The sequence below is a fragment of the Rhizobium sp. WYJ-E13 genome (genome assembly GCF_018987265.1).
In the GTDB taxonomy this organism is placed as follows: Bacteria; Pseudomonadota; Alphaproteobacteria; order Rhizobiales; family Rhizobiaceae; genus Rhizobium.
In genome coordinates, this window is record NZ_CP076854.1 from 1202775 (window position 1) to 1221849 (window position 19075).

Sequence of the window (19075 nt, forward strand, 5' to 3'; positions counted from 1 at the left end):
CAAACCGTGGCAAGCGAGGCCGCGGCATGAGTGGGGTAAATTATGCGAGCGCAGACCAAGGGGCTCACCTTCAGGACATATCTACTGGCAGGAACGGCATTCGCCGGGATCATGGCGGGCTCTTCCGCCCTTGCTCAAGATGCCAATCCGACGCAACTGGCGCCGATCGTCATCCAGGGCGGCGATGAAACCGCCACCAGCCCCGTCAAAGGCTATGTCGCGAAAACCTCTTCCACGGGCTCCAAGAGCGATACGCCGATCAACGAAACCCCGCAGTCGGTCTCCGTTATCGGCAGGCAGGAAATGGATGATCACGGCATCACCAACAAAATCGACGAAGCACTCCTTTACACGCCCGGCGTCACAACCCAGCCCTTCGGCAATGATCCCGATACCGATTGGTTCTATATCCGCGGCTTCAACGCGACCCAGACCGGCGTCTTCTTCGACAACCTGAACCTCTTCAGCTACGGCTTCGGCGGTTTCCAGATCGATCCGTTCATGCTGGAGCGTGTCGAGGTTCTGAAGGGGCCGGCCTCGGTTCTTTACGGCGGCGCCAATCCCGGCGGCATCATCAATCTCGTACGCAAGCGCCCGCTCGATGAGCCGCTTTATTACACCGATATCGGCATCAACAGTAACGGCAACGCCTTTACCGGTTTCGATATCTCCGACAAGGTCGGCTCCAGCGATACGATGACCTACCGCATCACCGGCAAGGTCTCCGGCGGCGACAACTACTCCGATTTCTCTCATGATTTCCGCGGCTTCATCATGCCGCAGCTGAAGGTCGCCCCTGACGATGCGACGAGTTTCACCGTCTGGGGTTATCTCGCAGGCCTCGATCAGGTCCACACAGGCAACGGCTTCTTCCCCTATGAGGGCACGGTCGTGGACGCGCCCTTCGGCAAGATCCCACGCGACGCCTTCTATGGCGAGCCTGATATCGACGACGGCAGCTATGTGCAGAAGATGGTCGGCTACGAATTCGAGCATGAATTCGACAATGGCGTGAAATTCACCTCGAATTTCCGTTATGGCCGCCTGGATAAACATGAGCAGGGTCCGTACCTCAACGGCTATGAGGGCGGTGTTCCAACGGCTCCAGATTACGACCTTGCCCGTATCGGTTTCGAAGGCCGCTCCGGCGTCGATTCCGTCGGCATCGACAACCGCGTAGAGGGCGAGACAGAGCTCGGCGGCACTACCCATAACCTGCTCGCCGGTATCGACTACAAATATTACCGTCTGGACAACTGGCAGGCTTGCTGCGGCTCGAACCCGATTAGCGCGACCGACCCGGTCTACGGCACGCCACAGGGTGCCAACTTCGTTTACGCCGATGGTATCGTGAGCATGAAGCAGATCGGCATTTACGCTCAGGACCAGATCCATTTCGGCGACGGCTGGCTTCTGACGCTGAACGGCCGCTATGATCATGTCGACATCGACTCCGATGCCGCGATCGGCACGAGCTACGGTTTCGATGACGGCGCGGCCAGCGGCCGTGCCGGCCTCGCCTACGAGTTCGACAACGGCCTGACCCCCTATGTCAGCGCAGCAAGCTTCTTCAACCCGTTGATCGGCACCGGCATTTCTGGCCCCCTCAAGCCTGAAGAAGGCTATCAGATCGAAGGCGGCGTCAAATATGAACCGGCCTTCTTCGATGGCGTGATCACAGCCTCCGTATTCCAGATCGACAAGCGCAACAATGCCGTGACCAATCCAATCACCTTCGAACAGAGCCAGCTCGGCAAGGTACGTTCGCGCGGCTTCGAACTCGAAAGCAAGATCAACGTCAACGACAACTGGAAGGTCACGGCGGGTCTCGACTATACCGACATGGAAGTGTTGGAAAACGCCGCCAACCCGCTTCTGGTCGGCAAATCCCCCTATATCACACCGAAGGTCAAGGCTTCGCTCTGGGTCGATTATCTGGTCACGACGGGTGCGCTGGAGGGTCTCAGCCTTGGCGCCGGCATTCGACATCAAGGTTGGTCATGGGCGGATGAACAGAATACCGAAAAAGTGCCATCGGCGACGGTTTTCGATGCAGCTATCCGCTACGAGAAGGAAAACTGGGCCGCATCGCTCAATGTCGCCAACCTCTTCGACAAGGAATATGTCACCAGTTGCCAAGGCCTTACGGTCTGCGGTTATGGCGATGCACGCACGGTCACTTTCAAGCTCAGCAAGAAATGGTAAGTTGACAAATATAGTTTAGTTTTTCAGGAAGCTGCGATAAAGGAGGGTTAAGGCCCTCCTGAGCCCTTTTGCAGCCAAGCCGGAGTTTCCTCGTGTCCAAGTCCTTCCTGACCCTTACCGGGATCGATTATGCCATCGGCACCAGACCCATCCTCAACGGCATTGATCTAGCGCTCGAGGCTGGCCGCATCTACGGCCTGGTCGGCCCGAACGGATCCGGCAAGAGCACGCTCTTGAAGATCATCGCCCGACAGATTGCCCCAAAGTGCGGTGCGATCGACTTCGACGGCAAAGCCGCCGCCGACTGGGGCAGCCGCGCCTTCGCCCGCCATGTCGCTTATATGCCGCAGTTCACGCCGGCGACCGACGGCATGACCGTGCGGGAACTGGTGGCCCTTGGCCGGTTCCCCTGGCATGGCACGCTCGGTCGCTTCAGCGCCACAGACCGTGAGATGGTCGAAGAAGCGATCGTCCGCACGGAGCTTGAGGATTTCGCTGATCGTCTCGTCGCCAGCATGTCCGGCGGCGAGCGCCAGCGCGCCTGGATCGCCATGATGCTTGCCCAGAATGCCCGCTGCCTGCTGCTTGACGAGCCGACGTCCGCGCTCGACCTCGCACATCAGGCAAGCGTGCTCTCATTGGTACAGGAACTCAGCCACGAGCGCGGCCTCACCGTCATCATCGTCCTGCACGACATCAATCTCGCGGCGCGCTATTGCGATGCCATCATAGCCCTCAATCGCGGCCAGATCACCGCCGAAGGTGCGCCAGCCGATATCATGCAGGCCGATAAGCTCCAGTCGATCTTCGGCGTCGGCATGGGCGTTTTCCCGCATCCGGTTCGCAACGAGCCGGTCAGCTACCTGCTGTAGGCCATGGCATCATTCCCCCGCAGGCATTTTCTGGCCGGCGCCGCAGCCACGCTGTCTGCCCCTGCACTCCTGCGGGCGGCCGACAGCCCGCGCGTCGCGACCCTCGACTGGGCACTGCTCGAAACCCTGCTGGCGATCGGCGCCAATGTGGTCGCCGGAACGGAACTGCGGCAGTTCCGTAAGGTGGCGGTCACGCCTGTCGTTCCCGGCGGCGTCACCGATCTCGGCCTGCGTGGCACGCCGAATTTCGAGGTGCTGCGCTTCGCTCGCCCGGAACTGATCCTCAATTCGAATTTCTACGCCTGGGCTGATGCGCGCATGCAGCCGATCGCCCCTGTCGAAAGCCATGCGATCTACAAGCCCGGCGAAAGCCCCTATGCGCTTGCCGAACAGACAACGCTCGCGATCGGCGAGCGGTTACAGCTTGCTGCTGCAAGGCAGCTTACCGAAAAGCTTTCCGCCAAACTCGACGGTTATAAGACGGCCTTTGCTGCGGGCGATGGCAGGCCGGTCATCCCGATCAATCTCGGCGATGCCAGGCATTTCCGCGTCTTCGGTTCCGACAGCATGTTCGGCGAGGTGCTGAAGCGTGTCGGCCTAACCAATGCCTGGCAGGGAGCGACCAGCTATTCGGCGACCGCTCCCGTCGGCATCGAGACGCTGGCTTCTATGCCGGATGCCTGGATCGTCATGATCCCGCCCCATCCGGCCGATGCGATCGAGGAACTTTCGACCAGCGCCTTCTGGAACGCATTGCCGGCCGTGCGCGAGAAGCGTGTGCTGATGCTTGGCTCCATCAATCCCTATGGTGCGCTCCCGGCTGCCATGCGCTTTGCCGATCTTCTGCAGGAGGGTCTTGACCATGCATGGAATGGTTAGTCTCGCCAGGCCCGCCCGCAGCCTCAACATTCCGTTTGCCACTGTTGCGCTGCCGGTGCTTTGCATCATTGCCTTCGCGCTACTGATCGCAACACGCCCGCAGGTTCCCGGCGACGTCGCTCAAGCCACCATGCTTGACGGCGTTCTGCTCTGGAACAGCATCATGCCGCGCGCCGTACTGGCGCTGATTGCCGGTGCAGCGCTTGGCCTTTCCGGCACGCTGTTGCAGCGGGTGTTGCGCAATCCCATCGCCGACGCCTCAACGCTCGGTATCGCCTCCGGCGCGGAACTGGCGATGACGGCGGCGCTCAGCTTTTCGCCGCTGCTACCTGGTTTTTCGCGAGAGATCATCGCCTTTGGCGGCGGGCTTGGTGCCGTCGCGATCGTGCTCGCCTTGAGCTGGCGGCGCGGGCTCGATCCGGTCACCGTCGCGCTCTCGGGCATGATCGTCAGCATGATCGCTGCCGCGCTCAGCGTCACACTCATCCTGGAGCGTGGCGAATATGCGATGTCGATCTATATCTGGGGCGCCGGTTCGCTGAGCCAGCAGGATTGGAACGGCGTGCTTTCGCTTGGTCCCCGCCTCGTCCTCGGCTTTACCGCCACCCTGATCCTGGTGCGGCCGTTGCGCATTCTGACACTGGATGACGGCAGTGCCAGGAGCCTCGGCCTCGCATTGCATTCTGCCCGCCTCGCCATCCTTGCGCTCGCGGTCTGGCTCGCTGCCTCGGTCACGGCAGAGGTCGGCATCATCGGCTTCCTCGGTTTGGCAGCACCGGCAATCGCGAGACTTCTCGGCGCACGCAGCACCGGGAGCCTGATGATCGCGGCACCGCTGACTGGCGCCAGTCTGCTTTTTCTCACCGATTGCCTGACCCAGATCCTCGGCCCCGGCTTCACAGATCTCGTGCCAACAGGGGCTGCGACAGCATTGCTCGGCGGCCCATCGCTGATTTTCCTGCTGCCGCGCGTACATTCCGTTGCGGCCACGGCGGCTCAATCAACGCGGCCGCTTACGAGACTATCAAAGCCGCTTGTTGCCCTTGCCGTGCTCTGCGCCACAGTTGTGCTGCTCTTCATCGCCTTCCTCACGCTCGGCCCGGCCGATGACGGTTGGCATCTCGCGACCGGCACCCTCTTCACCGGCCTCCTGCCCTTTCGTCTGCCACGCATCATCGTCGCGGCCTGCGCCGGCGGCATGCTCGCGGCGGCCGGCTTCATCATGCAGCGGATGACAGGCAATCCGATCGCAAGTCCGGAAGTGCTCGGCATCAGCAGTGGCGCCGGGGCTGGGTTGACGGTGGCTCTCTTCCTGTTCGGCTTCCCCTCACCCGCCATCATGCTGCTCGCCATGGCGCTTGCCGCGCTCGCCGCATTCGGGGCGATGATTGCCGTTTCCGCCCGAGCGCAATTCTCGCCGGAACGCATGCTGCTTGCCGGCGTCGGCATCGGCGCGTTCGCCATGGCGATCGTCAGCATGGTGCTCGCTCAGGGCGATATGCGCGGATACATCCTCTTGACCTGGCTCTCCGGCTCGACCAATCGCGCCGGTGCTTTTGAAGCTTGGACCGCAATCATCTCACTTGCCATCCTCGTCGCGCCGCTGCCGTTCCTCGGCCGCTGGCTGACGATGCTGCCGCTCGGTGGCAATTCCAGCCGGTCTCTCGGTCTTCGCGTCGGCGCAAGCCGCCTGACACTTGCCATTCTCGCCGCACTGATGACGGCAATCGCCTCATTCCTCGTCGGGCCGCTCAGCCTGGCCGGGCTCATCGCCCCGCACCTTGCGCGGCTTGCCGGCTTCCACCGGCCGGGTCACCAGCTTGCAGCAAGCGTGCTCTTCGGCGCTAGCGTGCTGATGACAGCCGACTGGCTCTCGCGCGTCGTTATCTACCCTTATCAGGTGCCGGTCGGCCTCTTCGCGGCCTTGATCGGCGGTCCCTATCTCATCTGGCTGCTTTCGAGAAAGGACATCAAATAATGATGGCTGCACCTTTTACCACATCCGGCATCGCAATCGCCGTCGATCCCGGTAGGATGCTCGACGAGCTTTGCACTCATTTTGTCGAACACAGCACCGTCAGGCGCGATGGCGACCAGGTGACCCTGGAGATGATGATCGGCAAGGCCGATATCCGCCATGAAGGCCGCTCGCTTGCGATCGAGCTCTCCTGCAAGAGTGCGCGCGCACTTCAAAATGTCCGCTCAGTGCTTGCCGAGCACCTCTTCCAGTTTGCCGGCGAGGATAAGTTGGAACTCACCTGGTCGGACGCGCCGAAAGCCGACCGGCTGCCGGACTTGCGAGAAATCCGGGTCATCGGCGCCCGCAATATCAGCCCGCACATGCGCCGGGTAACTGTTGCCTGCGACGACACCAGGCATTTCGCTCATGGCGGATTGCATTTCCGCCTGCTCATCCCGCCGAAGGGTCGCGTGCCTGTCTGGCCGAAACTGCTCGCGGATGGGCGTATCGAATGGGCGAAAGACGAGGATGCGCTGACGGTGCGCATCTACACGTTCCGCAGCATCGATCTGGAGCGTGGCGAGATCGACATCGATTTCGTGCTGCACGAGGGCGAAAACGTGCCCGGCGCGGAATGGGCGATGAATGCGAAGCCCGGCGATATCGCCGGTGCTCTGGGGCCTGGCGGCGGCGGCGTTCCCGATGCAACCACGATGATCCTCGCCGGAGACGAGACGGCGCTGCCGGCCATTTCGCGCATCGCCGCCGAAGTCCCGGCCGGAACACGGCTGCGCATCTTCCTCGAAGTCGATGGCCCTGCGGAAGAGCTGCCCCTGCCGTCGGCCGGTACGGTCGATCTGACCTGGATGCATCGCAACGGCGCGCCTGCCGGCACTATGGGTCTCATCGAAAATGCCATCAAGGATGCGTTGGCTGATGCCGCTACGGACACTTTCGTCTGGGCCGGCTGCGAGCGGTCCGAGGCCAAACGCATTCGCGATTTTCTCAAGACCGAACGCGCCCATGATCGCCACAAGATGAGCATCGGCGCTTACTGGGAGCGCTAGACGCTCCTCACATCTTTTCGCGGAACATCTCGATGATGGCGGAAAAATCCTTGCCGCCATTGCCGAGCTTTTCGAAGAGCGCGTAGAGCTGTGCTGCCTCCGCCCCAAGCGGCGTGGACGCACCGCTCACCAGCGCCGCTTCCTGCGACAGCCTGAGATCCTTCAGCATCAGCGCTGCGGCAAAGCCCGGCTTGTAGTCATTATTGGCCGGCGAGGTCGGCACCGGCCCCGGCACCGGGCAATAGGTATTGATCGACCAGCATTGGCCCGATGAGGTGGAGGCGACATCGAAGAGCGCCTGATGCGAGAGGCCGAGCTTTTCGGCCAGCACGAAGGCCTCGCAAACGCCGACCATGGAAATGCCGAGGATCATGTTGTTGCAGATCTTCGCAGCCTGACCAGCGCCTGCCTCACCACAATGGACGATCTTCTTGCCCATGGCCTCGAGGACTGGCTTTGCCTTGTCGAAGGCTTCGTCGGAGCCACCGGCCATGAAGGTCAGCGTGCCGGCGCTTGCCCCGCCCGTGCCGCCGGAAACCGGTGCGTCGAGCGACAGGCAGCTTGCGGTCTTCGCCATCTCATGCGCCTTGCGGCTGCTTTCGACATCGATCGTCGAGCAGTCGATGACGAGCGTGCCCTGCGTGGTCGACTGCAGGATATCGGTCCAGGCCGTCAGCACGTGTTTACCCTGCGGCAGCATGGTGATGACGATGTCCGCATCCTTGACCGCCTGGCTGGCATGGCTTGCCGGCTTCACGCCAATTTCTTCGGCTGCCTTGAGTACAGGAGCAGCGAGGTCGAAGCCCAGCACCTCGTGACCGGCCTTGACGAGATTGGCGGCCATCGGCCCGCCCATATTGCCGAGGCCGATAAATGCGATCCTTGCCATGCTCATCTCCTATCTCTTGTCCTCGATGATCATGGCCGCTGCTTTTTCGGCGATCATGATCGTCGGCGAATTGGTATTGCCCGAGGTGATGGCGGGCATCACCGAGGCATCCGCGATCCTGAGCTTGGCGAGCGCCCGCAGCCTGAGCCGCGGGTCAACCACGCTGTCCCTGTCCACACCCATGCGGCAGGTGCCAACGGGATGGAAGATCGTCGTGCCGATATCGCCCGCTGCCTTCTCCAGTTCCGCCTCGCTCTGATAGCTCGGCCCCGGCTTGAACTCTTCCGGGCGGAAGCGGGCAAAGGAAGGCTGCGCCACGATCCGGCGCGTCAGCTTTATTGAACGAACAGCTATGTCGCGATCGCGCTGCGTCGAGAGGTATTTAGGCGCGATGACGGGTTGGGCGGCAAAATCCGGGCTGGAAACATGCACGGAACCGCGGCTTTCCGGCCGGAGATTGCAGACACTCGCCGTGATCGCCGGAAAGCGGTGGACGGGATCTCCGAACCTGTCCAGCGAAACCGGCTGGACATGATACTGCAGATCAGGCGTTTCCTTGTCAGGACCGGAACGGGTGAAGATACCGAGCTGGCTTGGCGCCATCGCCATCGGGCCGGAGCGGCGCAGGAGATATTCAATCCCGATCGCCGCCTTGCCGATCAGCTTGGAGGCCTTTTCGTTGAGTGTCGGCACGCCGGTGACCTTGTAGGCAAGCCGAAGCTGCAGGTGATCCTGCAGGTTTTCACCGATACCCTTCACCTCGGTCAGCACATCGATGCCGGCCTGATGCAGAATCTCACCGCGGCCAATGCCGGAGAGTTCAAGAATATGTGGCGAACCGATGGAGCCGGCCGATAGCACGGTCTCCCTCGCCGCATAGGCTCGCTTCGCCGTGCCGCCATGCTGGAACTCGACACCAACAACAGCGCCCTCCTCGATAAGCAGCCGGCGCACCTGTGCCTTTGTCATGACAGTGAGATTGCCGCGTTTCATCGCGGGGCGCAGGAAGGCCTTCGTCGCATTCCAGCGGATGCCGGAGCGCTGGTTGACGTCGAAGTAGCCCGAACCCTCATTGCTGCCGCGGTTGAAATCCGCCGTTTCGGGAATGCCGGCCTCCTTGGCGGCCTGCTGGAAAGCGTCGAGCACGTCCCAGCGCACCCGCGCCTTTTCCACGCGCCATTCGCCTCCGGCGCCATGCATATCGTCCCCACCCTGGTAGTGATCCTCCGACTTGCGGAAAAAGGGCAGCACGTCATCCCAGCCCCAGCCGGTGCAGCCCATCTGCCGCCAGAGATCGTAGTCGCGCGCCTGGCCGCGCATGTAGATCATGCCGTTGATCGACGAGCAGCCGCCAAGCACCTTGCCGCGCGGATAGTTCAGCGCCCGTCCGTTTAGCCCGTCCTCGGGCGCGGTCGTAAAACACCAGTCGGTGCGCGGATTGTTGATGCAGTAGAGATAACCGACGGGAATATGGATCCAGTGGTAGTTGTCGTTGCCGCCCGCCTCCAGCAGAAGAACCCTGGTGTTGCGGTCGGCCGACAGCCGGTTCGCGAGCACGCAGCCGGCGCTGCCGGCGCCGATGATGATATAGTCGTAGCGATCCATGGATCGTGCACTCCGAAATGGCTGCGTCCCGCCTCCCCGGGGTCGGGGAAGCGGGATTTCGCGCCGCCGCTGCACATCTTCTCCCGTTGCAGGAAAAGCGGTCCGCCCATTCAGCGGCGATAGACAAAGCCCAGTTTACGCCCGAGCCGAGAGGCGTAGAATTCGCCGATAATGCCGCGACGGAAGATCAGCACGCAGATCATGAAGACCACACCGGTAATGATGGTCACCGGAAATTCCGAGGTGGCGAGATAATTCTGCAGTGTCACGACCAGACCGGCGCCGAAGACCGGGCCAATCAGCGTGCCGATGCCGCCAAGCAGCGTCATCAGGATCACCTCGCCAGACATCTGCCAGGCGACATCCGTCAGCGTCGCAAACTGGAAAACCAGCGCCTTGACCGATCCGGCAAGGCCGGCAAGTGCTGCAGACATGACAAAAGCGCCGAGCTTGTAACGCGCCACGGAATAGCCGAGCGAGATCGCCCTTTGCTCGTTCTCGCGGATCGACTTCAAGATCATGCCGAAGGGTGAGTTGATAAAGCGCCAGATGATCAAAAGGCCGATCAGAAATACCGCCAGCACGAAATAATACATGTTGGTCGAACTGTTGAGATCGATGAAACCGAGGAGATGGCCGCGCGGCACGGACTGAATGCCATCCTCGCCCTCGGTGAATTCCGCCTGCAGACAGAAGAAGAAGAACATCTGCGACAGCGACAGCGTGATCATCGCGAAATAGATGCCCTGCCGGCGGATCGCGAAGAAGCCCATGACGAGGCCGAGAAATGCTGCCCCGAGAACACCAACGAGAATTCCGAGCTCCGGCGGAAAGCCCCAGGACTTCACCGTATAGGCAGTGAAATAGGCCGCTCCCCCGAAGAAGGTCGCATGACCGAAGGAGAGCAGACCGGTATAGCCGAGCAGGAGGTTGAAGGCGCAGGCAAAGAGCGCGAAGCACAAGAGCTTCATCAGGAAGATCGGGTAGAAGAAGAAGGGAGCAAGCAGCAGAAGCAGCAGCCCGATGATCAGGAACCCGGTCTGCACCGACATCGCGGTGCGGCTCTTTTCCGTGCGGATCGTTTCGGTGATGTCAGCCATGTCACGCATCCCGTCCGAAGAGGCCCGCGGGCCTGATGAGAAGCACGATCGCCATGATGACGAAGATGACGATATTGGAAGCCTCCGGATAGAAGACCTTGGTCAGACCTTCCGCGATACCGAGTACATAGCCGGTGACGATGGCGCCCATGATCGATCCCATGCCGCCGACCACGACCACCGCAAAGACGACGATGATCATGTTCGAGCCCATCAGCGGCGACACCTGATAGATGGGTGCTGCCAATACACCGGCAAAAGCGGCAAGGCCGGCACCGAGCGCATAGGTGAAGGTCAAGAGAACCGGCACATTGACGCCGAAGGCCTGGACGAGAGTGGCATTTTCCGTTGCAGAGCGCAGATAGGCGCCAAGCTTGGTCTTTTCGATCAGCAGCCATGTGCCGATGCAGACGACGAGCGAAACAACCACCACCCAGCCGCGATAGATCGGCAGGAACATGAAGCCAAGATTCACGCCGCCGGCGAGCGCCGGTGGCGTCGCATAGGGTTGGCCGGATGAGCCGTAGAGATAACGGAACGTTCCTTCGACGGCGAGCGCCAGCCCGAAGGTGAAGAGCAGGCCGTAGAGCGGATCGAGATCATAGAGGCGACGAAGGAAGAGCCGCTCGATAACGGCGCCGGCAAGCCCGACGATGACCGGCGCCAGGATCAGCGATGGCCAGTAACCTATACCGAGATAATTCAAGAGTAGATAGGCGACGAAAGCGCCGAGCATGTACTGGGCGCCGTGCGCGAAGTTGATGACACGCAGAAGACCGAAGATGATCGCAAGACCGAGGCTCAGCAGCGCATAGAACGAGCCGTTGATCAGGCCGATCAGCAACTGGCCGAACAACGCCTGCAGGGGGATGCCGAAGATCATCGTCATCGCGTCACACTCCCAGAACCTTGTGCAGCACATCCATGCGCTGCGGCAGTTCGCCGATAGGGAATTCCGAGACCATCTGCCCATGATCCATCAGATAGAAGCGATCGGCAATACGGCTCGCGAAGCGAAAATTCTGCTCGACCAGCACGATCGTCATGCCGCGCTCCTTCAGCGTTTTCAGAACTTCGCCGATGCGCTGCACGATAACGGGCGCCAGTCCCTCCGTCGGCTCGTCGAGCAGCAACAGGCGCACGCCGGTGCGCAGAATGCGGGCGATCGCCAGCATCTGCTGCTCGCCGCCGGAGAGCTTGGTACCGGAACTCGTGCGCCGCTCGTAGAGGTTCGGGAAAAGCTCGTAGATTTCATCCAGGCTCATGCCGCCTGGCGCCACGACGGGCGGCAGCAGCAGGTTTTCCGAAACCGTCAGCGTCGAGAAAATGCCGCGCTCCTCGGGGACGAAGCCGATGCCCTTGTGCGCCGTCTTGTGCAGCGGCACCTGCATCATGTCCGTGCCGGCAAAGCTGATCTTTCCCTTTCGAGCGCGCACAATGCCGGTGATGGTGCGCAAAGTCGTCGTCTTGCCGACACCATTGCGGCCGAGAATGGTGATCATCTCGCCCTCGCCGACCGTCATGTCGATGCCGTGAAGGATGTGACTTTCGCCGTACCAGGCGTTGAGGCCCTGGACTTCGAGAAGCGGTGCCATCAGTCGTGCTCCTCCGTACCCATATAGGCCTGGCGCACACGCTCGTCCCGGCTGACGGTCGCATAGTCGCCCTCGGCAAGGATTTCTCCACGTTGCAGCACGGTGACATGCTGGCAGATATTGGCGACAACGGAGAGATTGTGCTCGACCATCAGAACCGCACGATCGCGTGCAACATCCCGGATGATGGCGGAGACGACGCCGACATCCTCCTGCCCCATGCCGGCCATCGGCTCATCGAGCAGCAGCACCTTCGGATCGAGCGCCAGCGTGGTGGCAATCTCAAGCACCCGCTTGCGGCCATAGGAGAGATCGACGGCGATATGATCGCGCTCCTTGGAAAGCCCGACGCTGGCAAGCAATTGCTCGGCCCGCTCATTCAGGCTGTCAAGCGCCGAAAGCGGCCGCCAAAACTGCGTGGAAAGATTGTTCGACCGCTGCAGGGCGACCCGCACGTTGTCGAGCACCGTAAGGTGCGGAAAGACCGCCGAGATCTGGAAGGAGCGGACGAGGCCCATGCGCGCCACCCTGTCCGGCGGCGTCCTGGTGATATCCGTGCCCATCAGCGTAATCGTGCCCGATGTCGGCTGCAGGAACTTGGTGAGCAGGTTGAACACCGTCGTCTTGCCGGCGCCATTCGGCCCGATCAGCGCATGGACGCTCGCATCATGCACTTCGAGATCGACATTCTTGACGGCCGTGAAGCCGCCGAAATCGCGCTGCAGGCCGCGGGCGGAAAGCACCACCCGCGGCTTGGCCTGAGTTTCATTTGCGGAAACCGCCATTGTTCACTTCACCAGATCGCAGCCGCTCTTGGCGGGGTCGATATAGGCTTCCTTGCCCGGAATGGTGGCGAGAACGTTGAAATAGTCCCACGGCTCCTTGCTCTCCGAGGGCTTCTTGACCTGCAGCAGGTACATGTCGTGGATCATGCGGCCGTTCGGGCCAACCGTGCCGCCACGGCCGAAGACGTCGTCGACAGGCATCTCGTGCAACTGCTTGGCAACGGCTTCCGTCTCGTCCGTGCCAGCTTTCTGGATCGCCTTCAGATATTGCAGAACGGCCGAATAGGTGCCGGTGTGGACCATGTTCGGCATCTTGCCGGTACGAGCGAAGAACTTCTTGGCGAATTCCCGGCTCTCGTCATCGCGGTTCCAGTAATAGCCTTCCGTCAGCGTCAGGCCCTGCGCGGCCTCCATGCCGAGGCCATGGACTTCGGCAAGCGTGAAAAGCAGCGCCGCCAGATGCTGGCCGCCCTGAGTGATGCCGAATTCAGCGGCCTGCTTGATGGCGTTCGACGTGTCGAGGCCGGCGTTTGCAAGGCCGATGACCTTGGCGCCTGATGATTGCGCCTGGAGCAGGAAGGACGAGAAGTCCTGGGTCGACAGGGGATGGCGCACCGACCCGACAACCGTGCCGCCGCTCGCCTTCACGTAATCGGTGGTCTGTTGTTCCAGCGAATAGCCGAAGGCATAGTCCGCCGTCAGAAAGAACCAACTGTCACCGCCCTGTTTGACCAGCGCACCGCCGGTGCCGACGGCCAAAGCATGGGTGTCATAGGCCCAATGGAAGCCATAGGGCGAGCAGGCCTTGCCGGTGAGATCGGTCGTCGCAGCGCCGGTAACGATATCGATCTTCTTCTTTTCCTTGCCGATAGCTTGCACGGCAAGCGCCACCGAAGAGGTCGTCAGCTCCATAATGGCATCCACCTGTTCGGTGTCATACCACTGACGCGCAATGTTGGAGGCGATATCAGGCTTGTTCTGATGGTCGGCATCGACGATCTCGACCGGCATGTCGAGTACCTTACCGCCGAAATCCTCGACCGCCATCTTCGCAGCCTCGACAGAAGACTTGCCACCGAAGTCGGCATAGACGCCCGACTGGTCGTTCAGAATACCGATCTTGACCTTTCCATCGGAAATGGCTGCGCTCTGGGCAAACACGGCAGTGCTGCTTGCAAGCAAAAATGCAACGGACGCAATGAAATTCTTTCGCATAGTCTCTCCTCCCAGAGATTGGCCAGATTGCGAATCTGTTCAAATTTGGCGACCCGCCCTCCTCAAAGCGGCCACTCCGCCCTTACGATCACGGAATTTCCTCCATGAGGCAACTGGCGGTTTACATCTAATTCCAAACAGTATCTGTTCGTTTTTGAACAGAACCCGTCACAAGCCGCTCTGGCGACAGTCGCGGCGCCTCCTTGACGGGCGGCATTAGACCAAAGACGTAGTATGCAATCAAAACAAACGGATTCAACTATCTTATTGAAATTACGAGATAGTGTCAGAAATCCGATTCAGGCGACGAACAAAAAAGAGATTGAACGAAGCCGCTTTCGCGGCATTTGGAGCGTGGGATTTGCATGATGCGCTTCTGATTTGAAGGATTGGGCTGTTTTAGCCCAACCTTTAAACAGGAGATGACGATGACAGAGATAAGCCCGCTACGCCGGCGCATGATCGATGACATGACGATCCGCAATCTTTCGCCAGCGACGCAACGATCGTATTTGCATGCGGTGACCAAGTTCTCGCGTTATTTCGGGCGATCGCCAGACCGTCTTGGACTGGAAGACGTGCGCGCGTTTCAGGTGCATCTGGTGTCGTCGGGCCTATCATGGCCGGCCTTGAACCAGACAGTTTGTGCCCTGCGGTTCTTCTTTGGCGTCACGCTTGGTCATGCCGAGATACCGGAGCGCATTGCCTATGCCCGGACACCGGCCAAGCTGCCGACGATCCTCAGCGGCGACGAGATCGTGCGGTTTCTGGAAGCGGTTCCAAGCCTGAGGACCCGCACCGCACTGACGACCGCTTATGCGGCGGGGCTGCGCGCCTCGGAAGCTGTCCATCTCAAAGTCCGCAACATTGATGGCGAACGCGGTATCATCCGCGTCGAGCATGGCAAGGGCGGAAAGGATCGCAACGTCATGCTGTCAGCGCAGTTGCTCGCGATCCTGCGGGTCTATTGGCGGCTGGCGAGACCCGAGGTCTGGCTGTTCCCGGGCCGGGACGAGACCAAGCCCATCGACGTCCAGGTTCTGTATTCTGCCTGCCGTTCGGCGTGTGCCGCGGCCGGTATCGACAAAAGGGTAACGGTGCATACGCTGCGCCACAGCTTTGCCACCCATCTTCTGGAAAGCGGAACCGACATCCGCATCATCCAGGTTTTGCTCGGCCACAACAATCTGTCTACCACGGCACGCTACACGAAGGTTTCCAATACCCTGATCCGCAGCACGACCAGCCCGCTCGACCGGCTGACACTGGAGGTGGTGCCGCCAAGCTGAGTAAGCTTCGCCATGGCGGCGGGACTGGAGGTGGCGGACATTTTTCGCCGCCACGGGGAAAGATATCGTCAAGCCCACGACACCCATCTCGGGCGTGTCGAACGCCGGGTGATGAGCGCCGTCGAGATGTGCCGGACCGCTCGGCTGGGCGGGCATGTCCAGCAATGTCAGGACTGCGCGGCGTTGCGCATCGCCTATAATTCCTGTCGCAACCGGCATTGCCCGAAGTGCCAGGGACAGGCGAGCCGTGACTGGCTCGCCGCGCGGCAGGCCGATCTTCTGCCGGTCGGCTATTTCCATGTCGTGTTCACCTTGCCGCAAGAGATTGCGGCTATCGCTTTCCAGAACAAGGCGGTCGTCTATGCGATCCTGTTTCGCGCCGTCGCCGAGACGTTGCGCAAGCTTGCTGCCGATCCCAGGCATCTGGGTGCAGAGATCGGCTTCATCGCGGTGCTACACTCCTGGGGGCAGAACCTCCATTATCACCCGCATATCCATTGCATCGTGCCGGGCGGTGGATTGTCGGCGGACCAGTCCCGCTGGGTGGCTTGCCGGACAAGCTTCTTCATGCCCGTGCGGGTCCTGTCATGCCTGTTCAGGCGGTTGTTTCTTGAAGAGCTGAAGCAGGCCTACGACCTGGACCAGCTTCAGTTCTTCGGCGACATCGCCGGCCTGGCCAGTCCGGCCGCATTCAACCGCATGGTCAAAGAAGCGCGGCGTGTCGGCTGGATCGTCTATGCCAAGCCGCCCTTTGCCGGACCCGAACAGGTGCTGGCCTATCTCGGTCGCTATACCCATCGCATCGCCATCTCCAATTCCCGCCTCGTCAGCATCGATGGCGATCGAGTCACATTCCGATGGAAGGATTATCGAACGGGCGGCAAGCAAAAGGTAATGACACTCGATGCCCATGAGTTCATCCGCCGTTTCCTGCTTCACACCGTTCCGGACGGCTTTCATCGCATTCGTCATTACGGCCTGCTTGCCAATGGCCATCGGCAACTGAAGCTGGACCTGTGCCGAAGCCTGCTCGACGTCCCGCCGCCGGAACACCCGGTCGAAGAACCGGACGCAAAGCCACCGCCTTTGCGGCACCGCTGCTCCTGTTGCGGCGGCGCCGTTAAGATCATCGGCGCGTGGACTCCAATGTCGCCGGTCTGCCGACCAGCATGGAACGACAGTTCATGATCATATCACGGGCGGCATCATTGCTGTCCCGGATCAACGCCCTTGAGACGAAACTGGCTTAATTGAGAAGAGAGGATTTTCGGCTCATCGTAGCTCTATCAAAGGAAGCGAAGATGAGACAGAAAACCGGGCCGCAGACATCGTCGGCCGAGAGGACGATCAAGGACATCCGCCGCGCCACGCGCAAGCATCATTCAGCCGAGGACAAAATCCGCGTCGTGCTGGAGGGCCTGCGCGGTGAAGACAGCATTGCCGCGATATGCCGCCGTGAAGGGATCGCCGAAAGCCTCTATTATAGCTGGTCAAAGGAATTCCTCGAAGCGGGCAAGAAGCGGCTCGCAGGGGACACCACCCGTGCGGCGACCAGTGACGAGGTGAAGGCGCTGCGTAAGGAGAGCCGCGACCTGAAAGAGGCGCTGGCTGACCTCACCCTGGAGAACCGCCTGCTCAAAAAAAGCATGATCGCGGATGGGGGCGACGAAGAATGAGATATCCCGCCTCCGAGAAACTGGAAATCATCCGGCTGGTCGAGCAGTCGCATCTGTCGGTCAGTCAGACACTCGACAAGCTCGGCATTCCAAGACCGACCTTTTATCGCTGGTATGATCGTTTCCTGACCCACGGCGTCGAGGGGCTGGAAGACCGGACATCCGCGCCATCACGGGTCTGGAACCGCATCCCCGAGGACATCCGCGACCGTATTATCACCATGTCGCTGGATCATGCCGATCTGTCGCCGCGCGAGCTGGCGGTAAAGTTCACCGACAAGGAAAGCTATTTCGTATCAGAGGCTTCTGTCTACCGCCTGCTCAAGGCCCATGACCTGATCACGTCGCCAGCCTATATCGTCATCAAGGCCCATGACGCGTTCAAGGACAAGACCACACGGCCGAATGAGATGTGGCAAACCGACTTCACCTATCTGAAGGTCATCGGCTGGGGATGGTTCTATCTCTCGACTATCCTCGACGATTACTCCCGCTACATCGTCGCCTGGAAACTGTGCACCAGCATGAAGGTCGATGACGTCACCGATACGCTCGACCTGGCACTGGCCGCTTCGGGCTGCGACAAGGTCAAGGTCGAACACCGGCCGCGCCTGCTGTCCGACAATGGCCCCTGTTACGTCGCTTCCGATCTCGGCGAATGGCTGGAGAAGTACAAGATCGACCAGGTCCATGGCGCTCCCGGCCATCCGCAAACGCAGGGCAAGATCGAACGCTGGCACCAGACGCTGAAGAACCGCATTCTCTTGGAAAACTACTTCTTCCAGGAGGACCTCGAAGCCCAGATCGCGGCCTTGGTCGAGCATTACAATCATCGCCGATATCACGAGAGCCTCGACAACCTCACCCCCGCCGACGTCTACTTCGGGCGAGGCCAGGCCATACTGCTCGAACGCGAAAGGATTAAACGAGACACAATCAGACAGCGCCGCTTGAACCACCAAGCCAAAGCGGCTTAAATCGACCCGCAAACCGAGCCGGAAACCCCTGTCTTCCAAAGCCCAAAAAGTCTCAAATCATTCGACGACGGACAGAAATCACAGCACACCCCAACGGCTTGCGGTAATCGCGACGTGCCTGTTGCCATGAGGCGTGTTCCACAGGGATGGGAGTGTCTTGCATGCCGCGAGCGGCGCAGTCCGGACAGGATTGTCGCCACCGATTACCAGCTCAGTGCGAATACCCAAGAGCAGTCTCGATCAGGAAGGGCAAGACCCCACGATAGAGTGCGACTATGGTGTCAAAGTCGATGAAGACACTCCCGATCAGGCCGATGACTTCAAGTTGCCTCGCACGCCTCGCCCAAATTGCTGCTCCGACCGCGCGTACTGGCGCATTAGTCTATGATCTAGCACCCCGCACTCACCGCCAGACTGTTTCATCATCGTGGCAACGAAATCCTTTTCGAAGGGCACGCCGTAGTAGAGGTGCCCACGGTTCTCGTCCCAGGTAGGGTCGATGACGTGTCCATTGTCATCAACGAGCCAGGCGTGCTCCACAGGGATGGGAATGCCCGGATCGAGCGCGAATCCTTCCACATACGTCACGTCATCCCGGACAAGAGCAAACGCGGTAGCGTTGAGGAAGCATTGCTTCGCCTGGCCCGAGAGCAGCCAACGGGGACGGTTTGCTATCGAAGTGTACAGGCGCCCGAATGAACTCAACGCGGTGGCCGGACCGAATACATGCTCCCAACGAGCCAGCCTGCGCACATGCTCGATTAATAGCATCTCTAGGCTGCCCTCTGCGGTGGCCGTTTGCTGGACGATCATCGGGACCTCCTTTGTCCTTATGAAAGGCTGGAGACACTTTTTGCCTGTGTCAATCGCGGAGGCCCTCGGACGGCTCAGCAATTCACTTGTCACATACTTCCGGCGGTCATCCTGATTTCATGTGAATCGGCGCCGAAGGCTGCCCCCT

16 protein-coding genes are annotated in these 19075 nt (G+C 60.6%); 8 read left to right on the forward strand and 8 right to left on the reverse strand.

All coding sequences use genetic code 11. From position 1 onward, the window contains the following. Nucleotides 1-42 precede the first annotated feature (42 nt). From KQ933_RS27050 to KQ933_RS27070, 5 genes are all read left to right on the forward strand, one after another. Nucleotides 43-2205, forward strand: coding sequence for a TonB-dependent siderophore receptor (locus tag KQ933_RS27050; RefSeq protein ID WP_216759082.1), 2163 nt, complete (start codon nucleotides 43-45; stop codon nucleotides 2203-2205). 92 nt (nucleotides 2206-2297) lie between these two features. Further along, nucleotides 2298-3077 carry an ABC transporter ATP-binding protein gene (locus KQ933_RS27055; protein WP_216759083.1) on the forward strand — a complete coding sequence of 260 codons (780 nt, stop codon included), beginning with the start codon at nucleotides 2298-2300 and terminating at the stop codon, nucleotides 3075-3077. A 3-nt stretch (nucleotides 3078-3080) separates the two neighbouring features. Then, complete coding sequence (locus KQ933_RS27060; RefSeq protein WP_216759084.1) at nucleotides 3081-3956, forward strand: ABC transporter substrate-binding protein; 876 nt, start codon at nucleotides 3081-3083, stop codon at nucleotides 3954-3956. Further along, entirely contained in the window at nucleotides 3949-5934 is a 1986-nt protein-coding gene (gene fhuB / locus KQ933_RS27065) for a Fe(3+)-hydroxamate ABC transporter permease FhuB (RefSeq protein WP_216760830.1), read from the forward strand. Before KQ933_RS27060 ends, fhuB begins: the two co-directional genes overlap by 8 nt. Further along, entirely contained in the window at nucleotides 5934-6983 is a 1050-nt protein-coding gene (locus KQ933_RS27070) for a DUF2218 domain-containing protein (protein WP_216759085.1), read from the forward strand. Before fhuB ends, KQ933_RS27070 begins: the two co-directional genes overlap by 1 nt. A 7-nt stretch (nucleotides 6984-6990) precedes the next feature. Here the strand turns inward: KQ933_RS27070 and mmsB are convergent, their stop codons facing one another. The 7 genes from mmsB to KQ933_RS27105 all read right to left on the reverse strand — a co-directional run bounded on the left by mmsB (nucleotide 6991) and on the right by KQ933_RS27105 (nucleotide 14172). Further along, nucleotides 6991-7872: a 3-hydroxyisobutyrate dehydrogenase gene (gene mmsB / locus KQ933_RS27075; protein ID WP_216759086.1), complete on the reverse strand. Its 882-nt coding sequence runs from the start codon at nucleotides 7870-7872 to the stop codon at nucleotides 6991-6993. A 9-nt stretch (nucleotides 7873-7881) separates the two neighbouring features. Continuing rightward, nucleotides 7882-9477 (reverse strand): GMC family oxidoreductase, encoded by a 1596-nt coding sequence (locus KQ933_RS27080; RefSeq protein ID WP_216759087.1) that lies wholly within the window; start codon nucleotides 9475-9477, stop codon nucleotides 7882-7884. 110 nt (nucleotides 9478-9587) lie between these two features. Beyond that, complete coding sequence (locus tag KQ933_RS27085; RefSeq protein WP_216759088.1) at nucleotides 9588-10577, reverse strand: branched-chain amino acid ABC transporter permease; 990 nt, start codon at nucleotides 10575-10577, stop codon at nucleotides 9588-9590. A 1-nt stretch (nucleotide 10578) separates the two neighbouring features. Continuing rightward, entirely contained in the window at nucleotides 10579-11466 is an 888-nt protein-coding gene (locus tag KQ933_RS27090) for a branched-chain amino acid ABC transporter permease (RefSeq protein WP_216759089.1), read from the reverse strand. 4 nt (nucleotides 11467-11470) lie between these two features. Continuing rightward, the gene (locus tag KQ933_RS27095; protein ID WP_216759090.1) at nucleotides 11471-12172 is read right to left on the reverse strand and encodes an ABC transporter ATP-binding protein; all 702 of its coding nucleotides are present in this window, start codon (nucleotides 12170-12172) and stop codon (nucleotides 11471-11473) included. Beyond that, nucleotides 12172-12957, reverse strand: a complete 786-nt coding sequence (locus tag KQ933_RS27100; RefSeq protein WP_216759091.1) for an ABC transporter ATP-binding protein — start codon at nucleotides 12955-12957, stop codon at nucleotides 12172-12174. Before KQ933_RS27100 ends, KQ933_RS27095 begins: the two co-directional genes overlap by 1 nt. 3 nt (nucleotides 12958-12960) lie before the next feature. Next, nucleotides 12961-14172 (reverse strand): ABC transporter substrate-binding protein, encoded by a 1212-nt coding sequence (locus tag KQ933_RS27105; RefSeq protein WP_216759092.1) that lies wholly within the window; start codon nucleotides 14170-14172, stop codon nucleotides 12961-12963. Between the two features lie 428 nt (nucleotides 14173-14600). Here KQ933_RS27105 and KQ933_RS27110 point away from each other — a divergent pair, with 428 nt between their 5' ends. The 3 genes from KQ933_RS27110 to KQ933_RS27120 all read left to right on the forward strand — a co-directional run bounded on the left by KQ933_RS27110 (nucleotide 14601) and on the right by KQ933_RS27120 (nucleotide 18114). Then, the gene (locus KQ933_RS27110) at nucleotides 14601-15461 is read left to right on the forward strand and encodes a tyrosine-type recombinase/integrase (protein ID WP_216755073.1); all 861 of its coding nucleotides are present in this window, start codon (nucleotides 14601-14603) and stop codon (nucleotides 15459-15461) included. 12 nt (nucleotides 15462-15473) lie between these two features. Next, complete coding sequence (locus KQ933_RS27115; RefSeq protein WP_216755074.1) at nucleotides 15474-16649, forward strand: IS91 family transposase; 1176 nt, start codon at nucleotides 15474-15476, stop codon at nucleotides 16647-16649. A gap of 113 nt (nucleotides 16650-16762) precedes the next feature. Continuing rightward, nucleotides 16763-18114, forward strand: a protein-coding gene (locus KQ933_RS27120; protein ID WP_216759093.1) for an IS3 family transposase whose coding sequence is annotated in 2 segments (ribosomal slippage) — nucleotides 16763-17099 and nucleotides 17099-18114 — 1353 coding nt in all. Because the reading frame shifts where the segments join, the coding sequence is not laid out codon by codon here. 306 nt (nucleotides 18115-18420) lie between these two features. Here KQ933_RS27120 and KQ933_RS27125 read toward each other — a convergent pair. After that, nucleotides 18421-18927 (reverse strand): hypothetical protein, encoded by a 507-nt coding sequence (locus tag KQ933_RS27125; protein WP_216759094.1) that lies wholly within the window; start codon nucleotides 18925-18927, stop codon nucleotides 18421-18423. Between the last annotated feature and the right edge of the window lie 148 nt (nucleotides 18928-19075).

Excerpts from the sequence above, each read along its gene's own strand:
- KQ933_RS27050 (WP_216759082.1), top strand. The coding sequence starts at position 43 with ATGCGAGCGCAGACCAAGGGGCTCACCTTCAGGACATATCTACTGGCA.
- KQ933_RS27060 (WP_216759084.1), top strand. The coding sequence starts at position 3,081 with ATGGCATCATTCCCCCGCAGGCATTTTCTGGCCGGCGCCGCAGCCACG.
- fhuB (WP_216760830.1), top strand. The coding sequence starts at position 3,949 with ATGGTTAGTCTCGCCAGGCCCGCCCGCAGCCTCAACATTCCGTTTGCC.
- KQ933_RS27070 (WP_216759085.1), top strand. The coding sequence starts at position 5,934 with ATGATGGCTGCACCTTTTACCACATCCGGCATCGCAATCGCCGTCGAT.
- mmsB (WP_216759086.1), bottom strand. The coding sequence starts at position 7,872 with ATGGCAAGGATCGCATTTATCGGCCTCGGCAATATGGGCGGGCCGATG.
- KQ933_RS27080 (WP_216759087.1), bottom strand. The coding sequence starts at position 9,477 with ATGGATCGCTACGACTATATCATCATCGGCGCCGGCAGCGCCGGCTGC.
- KQ933_RS27085 (WP_216759088.1), bottom strand. The coding sequence starts at position 10,577 with ATGGCTGACATCACCGAAACGATCCGCACGGAAAAGAGCCGCACCGCG.
- KQ933_RS27090 (WP_216759089.1), bottom strand. The coding sequence starts at position 11,466 with ATGACGATGATCTTCGGCATCCCCCTGCAGGCGTTGTTCGGCCAGTTG.
- KQ933_RS27095 (WP_216759090.1), bottom strand. The coding sequence starts at position 12,172 with ATGGCACCGCTTCTCGAAGTCCAGGGCCTCAACGCCTGGTACGGCGAA.
- KQ933_RS27100 (WP_216759091.1), bottom strand. The coding sequence starts at position 12,957 with ATGGCGGTTTCCGCAAATGAAACTCAGGCCAAGCCGCGGGTGGTGCTT.
- KQ933_RS27105 (WP_216759092.1), bottom strand. The coding sequence starts at position 14,172 with ATGCGAAAGAATTTCATTGCGTCCGTTGCATTTTTGCTTGCAAGCAGC.
- KQ933_RS27110 (WP_216755073.1), top strand. The coding sequence starts at position 14,601 with ATGACAGAGATAAGCCCGCTACGCCGGCGCATGATCGATGACATGACG.
- KQ933_RS27115 (WP_216755074.1), top strand. The coding sequence starts at position 15,474 with ATGGCGGCGGGACTGGAGGTGGCGGACATTTTTCGCCGCCACGGGGAA.
- KQ933_RS27125 (WP_216759094.1), bottom strand. The coding sequence starts at position 18,927 with ATGATCGTCCAGCAAACGGCCACCGCAGAGGGCAGCCTAGAGATGCTA.